Raw genomic sequence first — 16,913 nt, 5'->3', positions numbered from 1 at the left:
ACCGCTCTGTCGTCAACCGCTTTACGGAACCGGGCTCTCCTCTTCGCCCCTCCCTCAGGATGGAAGCTCCCACAGGGTGGAAGCGAGCGAACGAGGAGAGCCTTGATGCCCGGACCGAATGGCGAGACCACGCTGCTGGGGGTCTTGCTGGACGCCGCCGAGGTGGCTCCCGACCAGGTGCTGGTGCATGTGCGGGGAGACGGCTCCGAGCGGACCGTCACCTACGCGCGGCTGCGGGACGACGCGCTGCGCGTGGCGGGCGGTTACGTGGCGGCGGGGGTGGCCCCCGGCACCTGTGTCCCCCTGCTCGCGGACCGCGGTGACGACTTCCAGGCGATGTTCTGGGGCGCGCTGGCGGCGGGGCTCGTCCCGGTGCCGCTCGCGGCCGACGCGCGGCGGGTGGTGCCGGTGTGGGAACTGCTGGGCCGCCCGCCGGTGGCCGTGGACGAGACCACCTCGTCGCTGCTGGCCGAACTCCCCTCTGCCGTACGCCCCTTGAGGCTTACGGCCCTACGGCAGGGCCGCCCGCCCGCCCGGCTGCCGGTGGCCGCGCCCGATGACGTGGCCTTCCTGCAGTTCTCGTCGGGCAGCACCGGGGCGCCCAAGGGCGTTCGGCTGACCCATGCGTGTGTCCTGGCCAACCTGGGGCAGATCCGCGCCGCCGCGGCCCTCACCCCGGACGACGTGGTGGCCAGCTGGATGCCGTACTTCCACGACATGGGGCTCATCGGCACCCACCTGGCCCCGCTCGCCGCGCGCGCCAAGCAGGTGCGGCTGGAGCCTCTGACGTTCGCCAAACGCCCCGCCCGGTGGCTGGAGACGGCGGCCCGGCACCGGGCCACGGTCCTGTCCGCGGCCAACTTCGCCCTCACGCTGGCCACGCGGCGGATTCCCGACGAGGTGTTCGCCCGACTCGACCTGTCCGCCGTGCGGCTGCTCCTGGTGGGCGCCGAGCCGATCGCCCCGGCGGTGTGGCGGCGGTTCGCCACCAAGGCCCGGGCGTCCGGCCTCGCCGCCCACGCCCCGCAACCCGTCTACGGCCTGGCCGAGGCCACCTTGGCGGTCACCTTCCCGCCCCTGGACGAGGTGGCGGCGCCCCGCGTCCTGGACCGCACCGCCCTCAGCGGCGGCCACGCGGTCGACACCGCCCCGGGCCCGGACGCGGTGGAGCTGATGGACGTGGGCCTGCCGGTGCCGGGCTGCGAGGTGCGCATCGCGGACGATACGGGCCACCCCCTGGACGAGCGCCGCGTCGGCCACATCCACGTACGCGGCCCCCAGGTGGCGCGCGGCTACCACGAGGCCCCCGAGGCGACCGCCGCCACGTTCACCAACGGCTGGCTGCGCACCGGTGACCTGGGTTTCCTGGACAACGGCCGCCTGTGCGTCACCGGCCGCGACAAGGACGTGGTCTTCGTCAACGGCCGCACCTACCACGCCCCCGACCTGGAGGCGGTCGCCGCAACCACCCCCGGCCTGCCCACCCCCCTGGCCGCCGTCGTCGGCTCGACCGACCCGGCCAGCGGCACGGAGCGGGTGGTCGTCTTCGTCCAGTGGCCGAGCCCACCCCGCGAGGCGACGACCGTGCTCGAGCAGGTGGCATCCCGCGTCCGGCAGGCCCTGTCCCACGACGACGTACGGGTGCTGCCCCTGCCACCGGCGGCGTTCCCCCGCACGACAAGCGGCAAGCTACGCCGCCGCACGATGCGCGACCGCTTCGAGGCCGGGCGGTACGCGACGGTCGAGGCCCAGTGGGCCCCAGGAACGCCCGCCCCGGCGAGTGCGGTTGCCACCCCGTTGGCGGCTGGACCGGGCACGGGCGCCCCACCGGAGGCCACCCCGACCGAGGCCGCCCCGGCAAAGGGCACCCCGCTGAAAGCCACCCCGACCGCCGACACCCCGGCCGATTCCGTCCCGACGGAACATGACCCGGCCGAGAGCCACCGGGCCGCCGCCGTAGCGACGGTGGGCAGCGCCACCGAGGGCGATCCGGCGGACGGCAGCCGGGAAGTTGCTGGGGTTGTCACGGCGGTCTGGGCGCGGGTGTTGGGGCGGCCCGCGCATCGCATCGGGGTGCGCGACCGGTTCCTCGCCATCGGCGGTTCGTCGCTGAAGGCGATGGAGGTGCTCGCCGCGCTGGAGGACACCTTCGGTGTCTCCGTACCGCCGAGCGTGCTGCGCGATCGTGACACCGTCGCGGCGATTACCGAATACCTGGTGGCGGCCCAGGGCGATGAGCGGCCGGACGGCGCGGACAGCCCCGCCACAGGCGAGGCGGCGGCGGTCGCCATCGTCTCCATGGCCTGCCGTTTCCCCGGGGCCGACTCCCCGGACGCGTTCTGGGACCGGCTCGTGGCCGGGCACGACGCCGTCGGGCCCGTGCCGGGCGACCGGTGGGCCACCCGGCCGGAAGGCACCGCCCGGTGGGGTGCCTTCCTGGCCGATCCGGCCGGTTTCGACGCCGCGTACTTCGGCCTCGACGAGCAGGAGGCCACCGCGACCGACCCGCAGGGCCGGATCTTTCTGGAGCTGGCCCACGAGGCCCTGGAGCGCGCCGGTTACGCGGGCTCCCGGCGGGCGGGCCGACGTGTCGGCGTGTTCGCCGCGACCGGGGAGAGTGGCTACCGCGAGGTGCTGGCGCGGGCCGCCGGGCCGGACGGCGGGTTGCCGCCCGCCGCGTTGACCGGCAATCTGCCCAACCTCGTCGCCGCCCGCGTGGCGCAGAGCCTGGACCTGAACGGCCCGGCCCTCGCCGTCGACACCGCCTGCTCCTCGGCGCTGGTCGCGCTGCACCTGGCGCGCCGCAGCCTGGAGTCCGGCGAGTGCGATCTCGCCGTCGTCGGCGGGGTCAATCTGGCGCTGTCCCCGACCGGCCACCGGCTGCTGGAGCAGGCGGGGGTGCTGTCGCCGACCGGGCGGTGCCGCGCCTTCAGCGCAGCGGCCGACGGGTTCGTACCCGGGGAGGGCGGTGCGGCGATCGTGCTGGCCCGGCTGGACGACGCGCGGCGCGCGGACGACCCGGTGCTGGCCGTGCTGCGCGGCACCAGCGTGAACAACGACGGGCGCTCACTGAGCCTGCTGGCCCCCAACGCGCTCACCCAGCGGGAAATCATCGTCCAGGCGTACCGGGACGCGGGTGTCGACCCCGACCGCGTGTCGTACGTCGAGGCGCACGGCACCGGCACCGCCCTCGGCGACCCCGTCGAACTGCGCTCCCTGCGCCAGGCGTTCGGGCCGCGCACCGACGGGCGGCCCCGCTGGCTGGGCTCGGTGAAGACCAACGTCGGCCATCTGCTCAACGCCGCCGCCATGCCGAGCCTGGTCAAGGTGATCCTGGCCTTGGGCCACCGGGAGTTGCCCGCCTCCCTGCACCACGCCCCGCCCGGTGAAGCGGATGATTTCGCGGTGGTCGGCAAGCATCGCGCGTGGACGGCCCCCGGCCCACTGGTGGCGGGTGTCAACGCCTTCGGCTTCGGTGGCACCAACGCACACGCGATCCTCGAGGAGGCGCCACCGCGCCCGGCCATTGCCACCGAGGACGACGGCCCGCATCTGCTGACGCTCTCGGCGCGCGGCGCCGACGTCCTGGAGGCCGCGGCCCAGGACCTCGTGGCCCATCTGCGCGCCCACCCGGAGCTGGCCGAGGGCGACGTGTGCGCCACCGTCAACACCGCCCGCGACCACGGCCGCCACCGCCTTGCGGTGGTGTCCCGGGGCGGTGACCTGGCCGAACGTCTCGCCGCCCACCCCGCTCCCGCAGTGGCCACCGCCCGGCCCCGGCTGGTGTTCCTGCTGCCCGGCCAGGGCACCGTACGGCCGGGGGCGGGCCGCGAGCTGTACCGCCGCGCGCCCGCGTTCCGCCATGCGATGGACGAGGCGTCCGCGCTGATCGGCCCGGTGTACGGGCGCACGCTGGCCCAGTGGTGTCTGGACCCCGATGCCCCACCGGCCGACCTGGCCCGTACGGAGGTCGCGCAGCCGCTGCTCGTCGCGTACGGCGTCGCGCTCGCCCGGCAGTTGCGCGCCTGGGGCGTGAATCCGGACGCGGTGTCCGGGCACAGCGTCGGCGAGATCGCCGCCGCGTGCGTGGCCGGGGCGCTCACCCTGGTCGAGGCGGTGCGGTTCGCCGCCGAGCGGGGCCGTCTGATGCGCGACTTGGCCGCTCCGGGCGCGATGGCCGCCGTACGCGGTGGGGAGGACGCCGTCGCGGCGGTGGTGGCCGAGTCGGCCGGTGCGCTGTGCGTGGCAGCCGTCAACGCCCCTGATCAGACGGTGATTTCCGGTCCCCCGGACGCCATCGACCGGGCGGTGGCGCGGCTGGCCGCCGCTGGGATTTCGACCCGTGTCCTGCCGGTCTCCCACGGCTTCCACTCCCCCACGATGCTCCCGGTGGCCGACCCGCTCGCCGCCGTGGCAGCCACCCTGGCGCCGCGTCCGCCGTCGGTGCCCCTGCTGAGCACGCTCACCGCCGAGTGGCAGCCGCCCCTGGACCCGGCGCACTGGCGCGAACACGCCCTGCGGCCCGTGCGTTTCGGCGCCGCCGTGGAGCGGTTGCTGGACGACGGGTACGACACGTTCCTCGAGCTGGGGCCCGGCACCACCCTGCCGGGTCCGGTGCGCTCCGTCGCGGCGGGACGCGGCGGCACGGGCCCGGCGCCCGAGGTGTTGACGACGGCGGGCGCCGACGCCTGGCCCGCTCTGCTGACGGCCCTGGGGCGGTTGTGGACACGCGGAGTGGACCTGGACCACGCGGCCCTGGGCGCGGGGCGGGCGCGTGTCGCCGTGCCGACGTATCCGTTCCAGCGCCGCCGGTACTGGCCGGAGCCGGTGGCGGCGCCACTTCTGCACCGCCTCACCTGGCGCGACGCGCCCCTGACCACGGTGGGGGACGCCCCGCACGCCGTACGGCTGGCCGGGCCGGACTCGGAACTGGTCCGCGCCCTGGCCCACCGCCTGAAGCGGCGCGGTATCCCGGTCCTGCGGGGCGACGCTTCCCCCGCCGAGCCGTCGACGTCGCCGCCGGTCACCGTACTGTTCGCCGGACCGGCCACCGACTGTGCCACCGTGGCGGACCTCGACGCAACGACGCACGCCGTGCTGTCCACCGTGCCCGCGCTGCGGGACCTGTTCACCCCGATGAGCCGCGACGGCGGGCGTCTGGTGACGGTCACCGAGGATGTGCACGCCACCGGTGCCGATGGCGAACGGCTCCGCCCTGCCCAGGCGTTGCTGACCGGCCTGACGCTCGCGTTGCCCGAGGAGTACCCCGGTCTCACCGCGTACAGCGTGGACGTGTCCTCGTACGACTCCCTGGACGTCCGGCTCAACGAGCTGGAACGGGAGGTACTCGGGCGGCACGCGCCGGGAGACGGTGGCGCGGTGGCATGGCGGGCGGGCCGCCGCCTGGTCCGTACGGCCGATGCGGTGGCGGCCGGTCCGCCGCCCTCGTCGCTGCTGCCGCCCGACGGCACGTACCTGATCACCGGCGGTGCGGGCGGTCTCGGCGCCGCGCTCGCGCGGGACCTGGCCGGACGTGGCCGACCGACCCTGGTCCTGGTGGGCCGGTCGGCCCGTGCGGCGGACGGCCTGACGGCCGAACTCGGCGCGCTCGGCGCCACCGTGGAGTACCACGTGGCGGACGTGTCGGCCGAAGCCGATGTCGAGGCATTGGTGGCCGGTCTGCCACCGCTGGACGGGGTGTTCCACGCCGCCGGGGTGGTGCGCCCCGGCACACTGCGGACCAAGTCTCCGGAGGAGATGGCCGAGGTCATGGCCGCCAAGGTGCGCGGCAGCCTGCTGCTGTCCCGCGCCTTGTGGCGGCACGGCCACCGCCCGGCGGTGTGCGTGGCGTTCTCGTCGGTCGCCGCCGTGCTGCCGGGGCTGGCGGGCGCATTGGGCGACTACGCCGCCGCCAACGCCTTCCTGGACGCGTTCGCCGCCGCCGAACGGGCCGCCGGACGGCCGTGGCAGTCGCTGAACTTCGCGGCGTTCGCCGACACCGGCCTGGCCGCCCGGCCCACCATCGCACCCCGAGGCCCCGCACCGCTGACCACCGACGCGGGGCTGTCGGCACTGCACACGGCGTGCGGTCTGGACACGGCCCAGCTGCTGGTGGCCGAGCTACCGGTGAAGTCGACAACGGCCCTGCCACTGTTCGCCGCAACACCCCCCGACAGCCCTGCCCCCGCCCTAGCGGCCCTCGCTACGTCCGCCCCCGACCCATCCGGACCCGCCACATCGGCCACCGATGGGTCGGCCATCGCAGTGCCGGGCACCGCCGCGTCCGACACCGGCGCACCCACTACCGGCGCCGCGCCGTCGCCGACGACAGCCGCAACAGGGCCCGCCACGCCGGGGGCCGACGCGGCGGCCCCCAATGCTCCCACCAACGCTCTATCGGCCACCGCCGCATCCGGGACCGGCACGTCGCCGTCGCCGACGACAGCCGTGGAGGGGCCCGGCGCGTCCGGAACCGACGTGTCGGCCATCAACGCCGCGAGCAGCACCGCGTCCGGGACCGACACCACGCCCTCGCCAACGGCCGGGGTGCCGGGGGCCTTGCGGTCGTTGGCGGAATCAGCCGCGCCACCCGACCCACCCCGCATCGCCGACATCACGCGCCGCCTCCTCGCCGAGGCCCTGCATCGCGCGCCCGGCGAGGTCGACGACGATGAACCGTTCCTCACCATGGGGCTGGACTCGCTCTCCGCCGTGGACCTCGTCCGGCGGCTGGAGACCGAGCTGGGGCGGGCGTTGCCGCCTACGCTGTTCTTCGAGTACCGGACGATCCGCGAGCTGGCCGCGCACCTGGCGGAAGACCACGCGGGAGCGCGGCCGCAACACACCACCCACCAGCGCACGGACGCCTTCGCCGCCGGGGACCCGCATCCCCTCACCCCCGTACAGCTGGCCTTCCACACCGGCGGCAGGCTGCACCCCGAGGTCGCCGCGTACGCGTACGTCCGCCAGACCATCGGCGGCGCCCTGGACACCACACTGCTCGGCCGGGCGCTCGCGTTCCTCGCCGACCGCCACCCGATGCTGCGCGTCAGGATCGAGCCCGGTCCCGGCGGTACGGCGCCCACGCAGCGCGTGGCGCCGCCCGAGCCGGACCCCGTCCCCTCCTGGTACGAGGTACGAGACGCCGACGACGGTCCGCTGGCCGATCTGGAGGAGGCGCTGTGCAACCGGCCCTTCGACCTGGCCGCCGAGGCGCCCGTACGTGCCGTACTGGTGCGCGAGCGCGCCGACCTGGCGCACCTGTTGCTCGTCCTGCATCACGCCGCCGCGGACGGCTTCAGCGTCAACGTCCTCGGCGAGGAACTGTGGTCGGTCTACACGGCGCTCGCGCACGGCCGTACGCCCCAACTGCCCTCATCCAAGACGGACTTCGCCGACTACGCCGCCGCCCTCGACGCGGAACGGTCTTCCCCTGAAGCCACCGAGGACCCGCCGCTACTGGCACGACCTGCTCGCCGACCGCACACGCCCCCTGGACCTGCCCTGGGCGGCCGCCCCCGACACGGCCCCCGTCGCGCCACTCACCGCACACCAGGTCGCCACCGACCCCGGTCTCACCGCCGCGCTGCGCACCTGCGCCGCCGCTCACGGCGTCTCGCTGTTCCATCTGCTGCTGGCCGCGTACGCGCGCTGCCTGGCCCGGTGGAGCGGGCAGCTCGACATCGCCGTCAACGTCGCCCGCGCCCGCCGTGAGCTGCGGCTCGCCGGGCTCGACCGGCTGGTCGGCCCGCTCGCCGACACGCTGCCGCTCCTGGCCACCGTCACCCCGGACGAACCGGTGCCCGCCCTGGCGCAGCGGCTGCGCGACGCCTGGCTGGACGCCGAGCGCCACGCGCGGCTCACCGGCCTCGACATCGCCCGGCTGCTGCCCGCCACGGGGGCACGCCCGCGCACGGCCTCCCCGGCGGGGTTCAGCTTCGCCCGCTTCCCGGCCGCCACGGACCCCGGCTGTCCGGTCACGGTACGCCCGACCGCCGCGCGCACCGCCTCCGCCGCCACGCGCCTGGGGCTGCTGTGCTGGGAGAGCGACGAGGCCCTGCACTTCTCCTGGAACTTCCCGGCCCGGCTGTTCACCCCGGCCACCGTGGAACGCCTGGCCCGCGAACACCTCACCGAACTCACCGAACTCGCCACACCCACCCCACCCGCCAAGCGCGCAGGCATCGTCGAGCGCCTGTGCGCCCGCTTCCGCGCGGCCGCCGACCACGTGGCGGTGGACACCGGCGAGGCCACCATCACCTACGCGGCACTCGACCAGGCGTCCGCCACGCTCGCCGCCCGCCTCCGCGCCCACGGCGTCACCCCCGGGGACCTGGTCGGTCTGCTCACCGAGCCGGGCGCCGACACCGTCGTCGGCGTGGTCGGCATCCTGCGGGCCGGGGCCGGGTGGGTGCCGCTGGACGCCGCCCACCCCACCGCACGCCTCGCCGACCAGCTGCACCGGTCGACGGCCCGGACCGTGGTGTGCCACACCGCCACCCGCGCCATGGCCGACGCGTTCGACAAAGCGACGGCGGTCGCCATTGACGATCCATCGCCCGCCCCCGCCACCACGCCAGAGCCCGCACCCACCGACCCCGACGCGATCGCCTACACCATCTTCACCTCGGGCTCCACCGGCCGCCCCAAGGCCGTACCCATCACCCACCGGGCGATGGCGAACTACCTGGACTGGGCCGTGGCCACCTTCGGCTACCGGCCGGGCGACCGGCTCGCCCAGACCGCCTCCGTGTGCTTCGACGCGTCCGTACGCCAGCTGCTGGCGCCGCTGCTCGTCGGAGCCACCGTGCACACCCTGCCCCGGAACCTCGTCCGCGACCCCGAAGCGCTGCTGGACCGGGTCGTACGGGACCGGATCACCGTGTGGAGTTCGGTGCCGACCCTGTGGGAACGGCTGCTGACCGCCGCCGAGACCAGGGTGCGTCGCGGCGCGCCCCGGCCCGATCTGTCGGCGCTGCGCTGGATCCACGTCGGCGGGGAGGCCCTGCCCGCCGACCATGTCCGCCGCTGGTACGACCTGTTCGGGCCCGGCCACCGCATCGCGAACCTGTACGGGCCCACCGAGGCCACCATCAACGCCACCTGCCACCTCATCGACACCCGCCCCGGCGACGAGGTACGCCGACTGCCGATCGGCCTCCCCATCTCCGGCACCGAGGTGGCGGTGGTGGCCGAGGACGGGCGCCACTGCGCCCCGGACGAGCCCGGCGAACTGCTCATCGGCGGCACCGGACTGACACCGGGCTACCTCGGCGACCCGGAGCGGACAGCGGCGGCGTTCACCGAGCGCGACGGCAGGCGCTGGTACCGCAGCGGCGACCGGGCCAGCAGGCGGCCCGACGGCGTACTGGACTTCCTCGGCCGCCTGGACAACCAGGTGAAGGTCCGTGGCCACCGGGTCGAACCGGGCGAGATCGAGGCGGTGCTGCACACCCACCCCGCCGGCGCACAGGCCGCCGTACTGCACCATCACGGCCGCCTGACCGCCTTCGTGGAACCCGCGCCGGGCGCGCCACGCCCCGAACCGGCGCAGCTCCGTGCCCATCTGGGCGGCACCCTGCCGGACTACATGCTCCCGGCCCGTTTCCGGTACCTCGATACGCTGCCCCTCACCGGCACCGGCAAGGTGGACCGCCGCCGTCTCGACGCACCGCCGCCGGACCCGGACGCCGACACCGACACGGTCACCACGACGGCACCGGACACGGCCCAGCCCGCCACGCCCACCGAACACACCCTGGCCCGCATCTGGTCCGAGGTGCTGGGCGTGGCGCGGGTCGGCCGCGAGGACGACTTCTTCACCCTCGGCGGCGACTCCATCCTCGTCCTGGAGGTGTTCGCCCGGCTGGAGAAGACGGACGACGGGGCGCGACGGAACACCACCCTGCCCAGGCCGACGGTCATCTACGAACACAGCACCCTCGCCGCGCTCGCCACCGCGATCGACGAGGCCGCCGGGACCAGCGCGCAACCGGCCCCCACCACGTCACCCGGAGCGGCAGGGGCAGCCGTCACGCCGTACCCCCTCACCCCCACCCAGCGTGGATTCCTGGTCGCCGAGGCCATCGCGCCCGGGTCCGGCTCGGCGTGGCTCGCCCGGCTGCGGCTGCGCGGTCCGCTGCGGGCCGATCTCTTCCAGCGCGCGGTCGACGCCCTCGTCGTCCGCCACCCCATGCTGCGCACCGTCTTCCCGGCGGGCGCCCGCCCGCCGGTCCAGCAGGAACTGCCGCCCGCGCTACGGCTACCGGTGGACTTCGAAACCCTGGCGTCCCCCGAAGAACTCGACGGGCGAATCGCCGAGGAACGCCGTCGCCGTTTCGAACCGTGGGCCTGGCCACTTCTGCGCCTGCGGGTGCTGACACTCGCCCCCGACGAGCACACGCTCGTCGTCCACGCCCACCACCTCATCGGCGACGGCTACAGCGCGGCCCTGTTCGGCCGGGAGTTGCTCGCCGTCTACGACCAACTCGACCGGGGCGAACAGCCCGAACTACCGCCGCTGCGCAGCACGTTCCGCGATTACGTCACCCTGCTTCAGCAGTCGGCCCCGGACCCGTCGGACACCGCCCGGCGGGCCCGCCACGACGCTCCGTACCAGCGGCCCGAGCTACGGCGCCCGGACGCCACTGGTGGCGGCACGACCGACTCGGGGTTCACCCTCGACGCCGAGGCGACGGCCGGGCTGCGCCACCTCGCCGCCACCGTCCGCGCCACGCCGTCCGCCGCCGTCCTGACCGCCTACTACCGGGCGCTGGCGGATCTCACCGGCCAACGGGACCTCGTCCTCGGGCTCGCCGTCACCGGGCGCGACCACGCGCTGCCCGACATCGGCGGGCTGTTCGGCCCGCTGGCCGCCGCCGTGCCACTGCGCCCGGCCGTGGCGGCAGAGGACCACCACACCACCCGCGCCACCCCCTTCCACGACGATCTGCGCCGGATCGCCGAGGAGGCCACCGCCGCCCGGACGTACGGCACCAGTGGCGAGCCATCCGGCCAGGGCCGTGGCCACGGCCACGGCCACGGCCTGCCGAGGGCCACCCAGTTCCTCTTCAGCTACCTCGACTTCTCCGCCCTCGGCCCACCCACCGGCGCGTCCCTGACTCTCGACTGGGATCACCACGACACGGAACTCGCCCCGCCCCCGGTGGGAACCGATGTGTTCCTGGCCGTCCGGCCCGTCGGGGACGGTCTGCGCGTGACCCTGCGGGCCTCGGCCGCCGCCCTCGACGCGACGGCCATGGAAGGGTTCGCCCGCACCCTGCGCGACGAGCTGACCAGGGCCGTCGCGCCACGCCCGCGTCGTACGGCACGTACCTCCCGTACCGACGCGGACGCCGCGCTCGTCGGCTATCTCCCGTCGCCCGGACACCTGGCGGCACTCGCCGGGCTACCGGCCACGGCCCTGCCCCGGGAACATCTGCGGGCCCTGCTCTTCCCGGACGGCGGCCCCCGCCTGCTGGAGGAGATCAGCACGCCACTGGGCCGCTCGGCGTTCGTGTCGCTGCCGCTGTTCGCCGACGAACTGGCGGCGGGCAGCGGGCTCATCGGCCACACCGCCCGCGCCGTCACCCACGCCGCCTCGCTCGGCGCGCGCTGTGTCTCGCTGGCCGGGATGATCCCCGCGTACACCGGCTACGGATTCGAGGTGGTACGCGCCACCGGCGGGGCGACGACGGTCACCACCGGCCACGCGGCCACCGCCGTGTCCGTGGTCAAGACCGTCCACGCCGCGCTCGCAACGCAAGGACACGACCTCGGGGACCTGACCGTCGCCATGGTCGGCCTCGGCTCGATCGGCACCTCGTCCCTCAACCTGCTGCTCAGCAGTGCCTCGCGGCCACCCGCCCGTCTGGTGCTGTGCGACCTCGCGGGCAGCGCGCCGCGCCTGCGCGCGCTCGCGGCAGAGCTGCGCGGGAGCGGGCTGGCGGGGCCGGTGGAGACGGCCGAGTCCACCCCGGCACTCCCCGATGTGGTGTACGAGGCGGACGTAATCATCACGGCGGTCAGCGGCGCTACGGCCGTCCTCGACGTCGACCGGCTGCGCCCCGGCGCCGTCGTGGTCGACGACTCGTTCCCGCACTGTTTCGACACCGCCCGCGCCCTCGACCGGATGCGGCAACGGCGCGATGTGCTGACGGTCGGGGGCGGACTGCTCACGGTCGGCGCCACCGAGCGGCACATCGCCGACGACCTGCCACCGGCAGCCGCCTCCGGCTACGCGGCACAGGCCTGGCTGCCGGGTACGGTCGCCTCCTGTCAGCTCGAATCCCTGCTGCACACGGCCGTGCCCGGCCTGCCACTGGTCCACGGACTGGTCGACGTCTCCCACGCACACGCCTACTGGGAGGCGGTCGAGGCGGCCGGGGTGAGCGCGGCGCCACTCCATCTACTCGGCCACCAAGTCGGCACCGAGCGCTAGAAACGCCGATGCCCCGGCCGGAAACAACCCGGCCGGGGCACCACCCGCACACTTGCGGATCAGTCCCGCTGAGCATCCTTGGGAAGCTTGCGCCACTTCACCTCGGTGTCGGCGTCGAACGCGAAGTCGAGCATCTTCTGCGCGTCCGGGTAGCGGTCCGTGGCGTCGTTGAGGATGACTCCCACAACGGTGCGGCCATCGCGCTCGGCGGCGAACACCAGACAGGGACCGGCAGGGGTGGTGGTCCCCGTCTTGACCCCGATCGCTCCCTTGTACGAGCCCAGGAGGCGGTTGGTGTTGTCCCAGGAGTAGTACCGGGTACGGCCGTTGGCCGCCGGTGCCTCCTGTTTGGTGGACACCGACTTGACGACGGTCTCGAAGGTGGAGTTCTCCATCGCCCGCTGCGTCAGCTCCGCCACGTCGCGCGGCGTGGAGTAGTTGTCGCTGTTGGCCGAGACACCGTCGAAGGAGTCGTAGTGGGTGTTGGTGAGCCCCAGATCCTTCGCCTTGGCGTTCATCTTGGAGACGAACGACTTGGTGCGGTCGGCCACGGTGTCACCGCTGCCGAACGTGTCGGCCAGCGCCATCGCCGCGTCACAGCCCGACGGGAGCATCATCCCGTACAGCAGCTGGTTGACGGTCAGCTTGTCGCCGGTCTGCAGGTCCGCCGTACTCGCTTCCGACTTGGTCACATAGTCCAGGTAGTCCTGCTTGACGGTGACCTGCTTCTTGAGATCCACGTCCTTGGTCTCGAGTACCACGAGCGCGGCCATGATCTTCGTAGTGCTCGCCATCGGACGCTTGGTGTCGGCGTCCTTGGCCATCAGCTCCTCGTCGGAACCGGTGTCGAGCAGGTACGCGCCCTTGGCGCTGACCTCCGGCGGTTCGGTCGAGGCCTGAGCCACCGCCACCGGGACCGCGATCGACACGGCCACCGTGGACGCGACCGCCGCCACCTTCCAGCGACGGGTCACGGTTCCACGACGTTTATGCATTCGCCCTCCGTTTCAGTTGAAGATCGTTTCGGCGGGCGCATCGTCTCACTGCGTGCAGCACGAACACACTTCGGGGCACCGTGCGCGCGAAGATCTAGGGAATCAACTAGCCACCGCTGTGGGCGCACTCCGAGTTGTCGCCTCCGCTGCGACACTGGCCGTACGTGCCGGAGTGCCCGGAGCCGGGCGCGGGTTCGGGGTGCGCGGCGCGGTACTGCGCGGACCACGACAGGATCGTCGCCCCCACCAGGAGCAGCGTCGCCAGGCACTGAGCCGTCCCGGTGAGCGGCAACCGCCCCCGGACCAGGCCAAACGCGGTCAGCCCGACGATGACGGTGACGGCCCCCAGCCCGATGACCGGGCCCACGCCCCAGCTCGCGTCCCCGCCGTCCGCGCTATCGCGCCAAGCCGCGAACCCCACGCCCAGGACGGCGCCGAACACCAGGGCGGCGTCCAGCGCCAGCACGAGCACCGCGAGGACGAGATCGACGAGCCAGGGGACTCCCCGGTCCACGGGAGCATGGGGTCGCGCGGGCGATGTCATACGCGCGACTCTCCTCCCATGGGAGCGCTCCCGCCTGAGTACGCGTACCTAGACGCACTCAGGATCACCAGACGTCCTCAGGCTCAGGGGCGGCGGCCCGCGAGGACGCAGAACTCGTTCCCCTCCGGGTCGACCAGCGGGACCCAGCTCTCATCGCCCTTCTGGCCGACGTCGGTGTGCCGAGCGCCCAGGTCGAGCAGGCGCCTGACCTCTTCGTCCTGCTCCCGGTCGGTGGGGTTGATGTCGATGTGGAGCCTGTTCTTGACGGTCTTGCCCTCGGGCACCCGCGCGAAGGTCAGCGTCGGTGGCACCGGGCCAGGGCGGTCCCTGCCTTCCGGCACCAACGGGGAGCCGATCGAGACGACGTCGTCGCCCCCGTCGCCCTCGCCCTCGTCTCGCACCTCGTAGCCAAGGACCGCGCACCAGAACCGGGCGAGACCGTGGGGATCGGCACAGTCGATAGCAAGCTCACTGAACTTACTGGCCATGTCTGGGCCTCCCAGGCGAAACGGACGTTCGGATCGGCGCGGACCACATACCCTACGCACGACCGTACTTCCGCTCCTGTCCTTTTCCGAGGAGAGCCCCGATGCCCGCCGATGGCCAGACCCCGCAGACACTCGGCTTCGCGCCCGAGCAGATCAACACGGGTCGGCCGCATCCCGCCCGGATGTACGACTGCTACCTCGGCGGCAAGGACCACTATTCGGTCGACGCGGAGGCGGCCGAAGAGGTGCTGCGCCGTACGCCGCAGGTGCGGGACAGCACGCGGGGGAACCGGGCGTGGATGCACCGGGCGGTGCGGTATCTGGCGGAGACGGCGGGGGTGCGGCAGTTCCTCGACCTGGGCACGGGGGTGCCCACCTCCCCGAATCTGCACGAGGTGGCGCAGCGGGTGGACCCGGCCTGCCGGGTGCTCTACATGGACAACGACCCCATCGTGCTGGCCCACGCCAGGGCGCTGCTGACGTCCGGACCGGCTGGCCGTGTGGCCTACCGGCACGGGGATCTGCACCAGCCCGCCGCGGTGCTCGGCGAGGCGCGCGCGGCGGACATCTTCGACTGGGACCGGCCCATCGCGCTGATCCTCTCCGCGGTCATGCACTTCGTCCCCGACGAGGCGGACCCGGCCGCCCTCATCCGCACGTACTGCGACGCGCTGCCCGACGGCAGCTACCTGGCGATGTCCCACGCGACCGGCGACTACTCCCCCACCACATCGGCCGGGGCCGCCGTCTACGCCGAGCGCAACGTGGCCGCGCCCATGGTGCTGCGCGACCACGCCGACATCCTCCGGCTGTTCGACGGGACACATCCGGTGGAGCCCGGAGTGGTACGGCTGCCGGAGTGGCATCCCGAACTCGGCCCGGCGCCACGGCCGGAGGACGGGCTCGGCTACGACCCGGCACGGGTGTGGGCCTACGCCGGGGTCGCCAGGATCCGGCCGCACGGCCCCTCTTGAGATCCCACGCACCTCACCGGCGAACGGCCGCCGTGGCCGCGGCCCGTTTGCGGGCGCGATAGGCAGCGGCCTTGACGCGGTTGCCGCACTCGTCCATCCCGCACCAGGTACGCCTGGCACCGCGCGAACGGTCGAGGTAGATGCGGGTGCAGCCACCGCGACCGCACTCCTTGAGACAGGCGTGGGGATCGGCGAGCACGGCGATACCGCTCCTGGCGATGTGGGCGAGCACGGCCGGGAGGTCGCCCGAGATCCGCAGCCCCGCGTCGCCGAGTTCGATCGTGGGCACCGGCCCGGCGGCCGCGCCGTTGACGATCTCGAGGCTGCCCGGATCGAAGGCCCGATGGAGCACGCGATCGAGAGCGAGTTGGTAGATCGCTTCTCGCAGTGACAGCGCGGACTCGAACGTCGCGGAGTCGGCGGTGACCCGTTCGGGAAGCGCGTCACACTGGGCCACCCACCGCTCCAGGTCGGCGGGAGCGGCCAGGACGTCGATGGGCTCGTCCCGGCGCGACCCCACAGTGGCGGCCAGGTCGAGGGCTGGGTCACCGCTCACGAATGCGAATTTCACGTCACCATCTTGACCGGTGACGGGCCCGGTGACAAGGTCGTCACCGGCTGAGCTGGTGACGCCAGCACGAACGCAGGAGGGCGCATGGCCGAGATCCACGGCATCGAGGTCGTCGTCTTCGACGTCCTCGGAACACTGGTCGACGAACCCGGCGGGCTGCGTGCGGCCCTGCGCGACGCGTTGCCCGCGTCCGACGACCCGTCCGACGACGCGTGCGACGACCCATCCGACGACGCGGCCGACGACGCGCTGCTCACCATGTGGCAGCAGCACGTCGAGTGCGAGCAGCGACGCATCGGGCAAGGGCACCGCGCGTACGTCAATACCGAGATCATCGACGCGGAGGCCGCCGGGCGGGTGGCCGACCGTGCCGGACTCACCGATCCGGCGACCATCGCCCGGCTGGCCACGGCGGGGCAGCGCCTGCCTCCGTGGGCCGACTCCACCGCCGGTCTCGAACGGCTCGCGCGACACTTCCCCACGCTCGGGCTCTCCAACGCGAGCCGCACCGCCTTGCTGCGGCTCAACGCCCATGCCGGGCTGCGCTGGCACCAAGCCCTGTCCGCCGAAGCGGCCCTGGCCTACAAACCGGCGCCGGAGGTCTACCAGTTGGCCATCGACGCCGCCGGATGCCCACCCGAACGCGTACTCATGGTGGCCGCCCACGCCTGGGACCTCCGCGGCGCCCGGGCGAGGGGCATGCGGACCGCCTACATCAGGCGACCGGCCGGGGATCCGCCGACCGGCTCCGACGCCTTCGACGGGCGGTTCAACGGGCTGGACGAACTGGTCACCGCGCTGACGGCGAGGTAGCCCTGCGGGCGGGCAAGCCCGACGGCCGGGGCGGCGCGCTGGTGCCTCGTACCACCAGCTTCGGGTGGGCAGGGGGTGGCCGCGGTCGC

At 73.8% G+C, this 16,913-nt stretch carries 6 protein-coding genes and 1 pseudogene; 3 read left to right on the top strand and 4 right to left on the bottom strand.

Translation table 11 applies throughout. From position 1 onward, the window contains the following. The first annotated feature begins 105 nt into the window (after positions 1-105). Positions 106-12,439, top strand: a pseudogene (locus ACWC5C_RS17150) (amino acid adenylation domain-containing protein). 59 nt (positions 12,440-12,498) lie between these two features. On the opposite strand, the gene ACWC5C_RS17145 reads toward ACWC5C_RS17150, so the two are convergent. The 3 genes from ACWC5C_RS17145 to ACWC5C_RS17135 all read right to left on the bottom strand — a co-directional run bounded on the left by ACWC5C_RS17145 (position 12,499) and on the right by ACWC5C_RS17135 (position 14,466). Next, positions 12,499-13,434, bottom strand: coding sequence for a D-alanyl-D-alanine carboxypeptidase family protein (locus ACWC5C_RS17145; protein WP_450876177.1), 936 nt, complete (start codon positions 13,432-13,434; stop codon positions 12,499-12,501). 106 nt (positions 13,435-13,540) lie between these two features. Continuing rightward, complete coding sequence (locus ACWC5C_RS17140) at positions 13,541-13,948, bottom strand: DUF6234 family protein (protein ID WP_450876176.1); 408 nt, start codon at positions 13,946-13,948, stop codon at positions 13,541-13,543. Positions 13,949-14,061: 113 nt separating this feature from the next. Further along, entirely contained in the window at positions 14,062-14,466 is a 405-nt protein-coding gene (locus tag ACWC5C_RS17135; protein WP_450876175.1) for a VOC family protein, read from the bottom strand. A gap of 101 nt (positions 14,467-14,567) precedes the next feature. On the opposite strand from ACWC5C_RS17135, the gene ACWC5C_RS17130 reads away from it, so the two are divergent. Next, positions 14,568-15,440, top strand: a complete 873-nt coding sequence (locus tag ACWC5C_RS17130; RefSeq protein WP_450876174.1) for an SAM-dependent methyltransferase — start codon at positions 14,568-14,570, stop codon at positions 15,438-15,440. A 13-nt stretch (positions 15,441-15,453) separates the two neighbouring features. Here ACWC5C_RS17130 and ACWC5C_RS17125 read toward each other — a convergent pair whose 3' ends face one another. Beyond that, positions 15,454-15,996 carry a CGNR zinc finger domain-containing protein gene (locus ACWC5C_RS17125; protein ID WP_450876173.1) on the bottom strand — a complete coding sequence of 181 codons (543 nt, stop codon included), beginning with the start codon at positions 15,994-15,996 and terminating at the stop codon, positions 15,454-15,456. 99 nt (positions 15,997-16,095) lie between these two features. Between ACWC5C_RS17125 and ACWC5C_RS17120 the strand changes: the two genes are divergently transcribed. Further along, the gene (locus ACWC5C_RS17120) at positions 16,096-16,824 is read left to right on the top strand and encodes a haloacid dehalogenase type II (protein WP_450876172.1); all 729 of its coding nucleotides are present in this window, start codon (positions 16,096-16,098) and stop codon (positions 16,822-16,824) included. The last annotated feature ends 89 nt before the right edge of the window (positions 16,825-16,913 follow it).

It is taken from the genome of Streptomyces sp. NPDC001700, from assembly GCF_053596435.1.
Note: the sequence above shows the minus strand (reverse complement) of the source record. Positions and strands in the feature narration are given on the sequence as shown.

What these genes read in the sequence shown, in the direction of transcription:
- ACWC5C_RS17145 (WP_450876177.1), bottom strand. Translation starts at nt 13,434, where the DNA reads ATGCATAAACGTCGTGGAACCGTGACCCGTCGCTGGAAGGTGGCGGCG.
- ACWC5C_RS17135 (WP_450876175.1), bottom strand. Translation starts at nt 14,466, where the DNA reads ATGGCCAGTAAGTTCAGTGAGCTTGCTATCGACTGTGCCGATCCCCAC.
- ACWC5C_RS17130 (WP_450876174.1), top strand. Translation starts at nt 14,568, where the DNA reads ATGCCCGCCGATGGCCAGACCCCGCAGACACTCGGCTTCGCGCCCGAG.
- ACWC5C_RS17120 (WP_450876172.1), top strand. Translation starts at nt 16,096, where the DNA reads ATGGCCGAGATCCACGGCATCGAGGTCGTCGTCTTCGACGTCCTCGGA.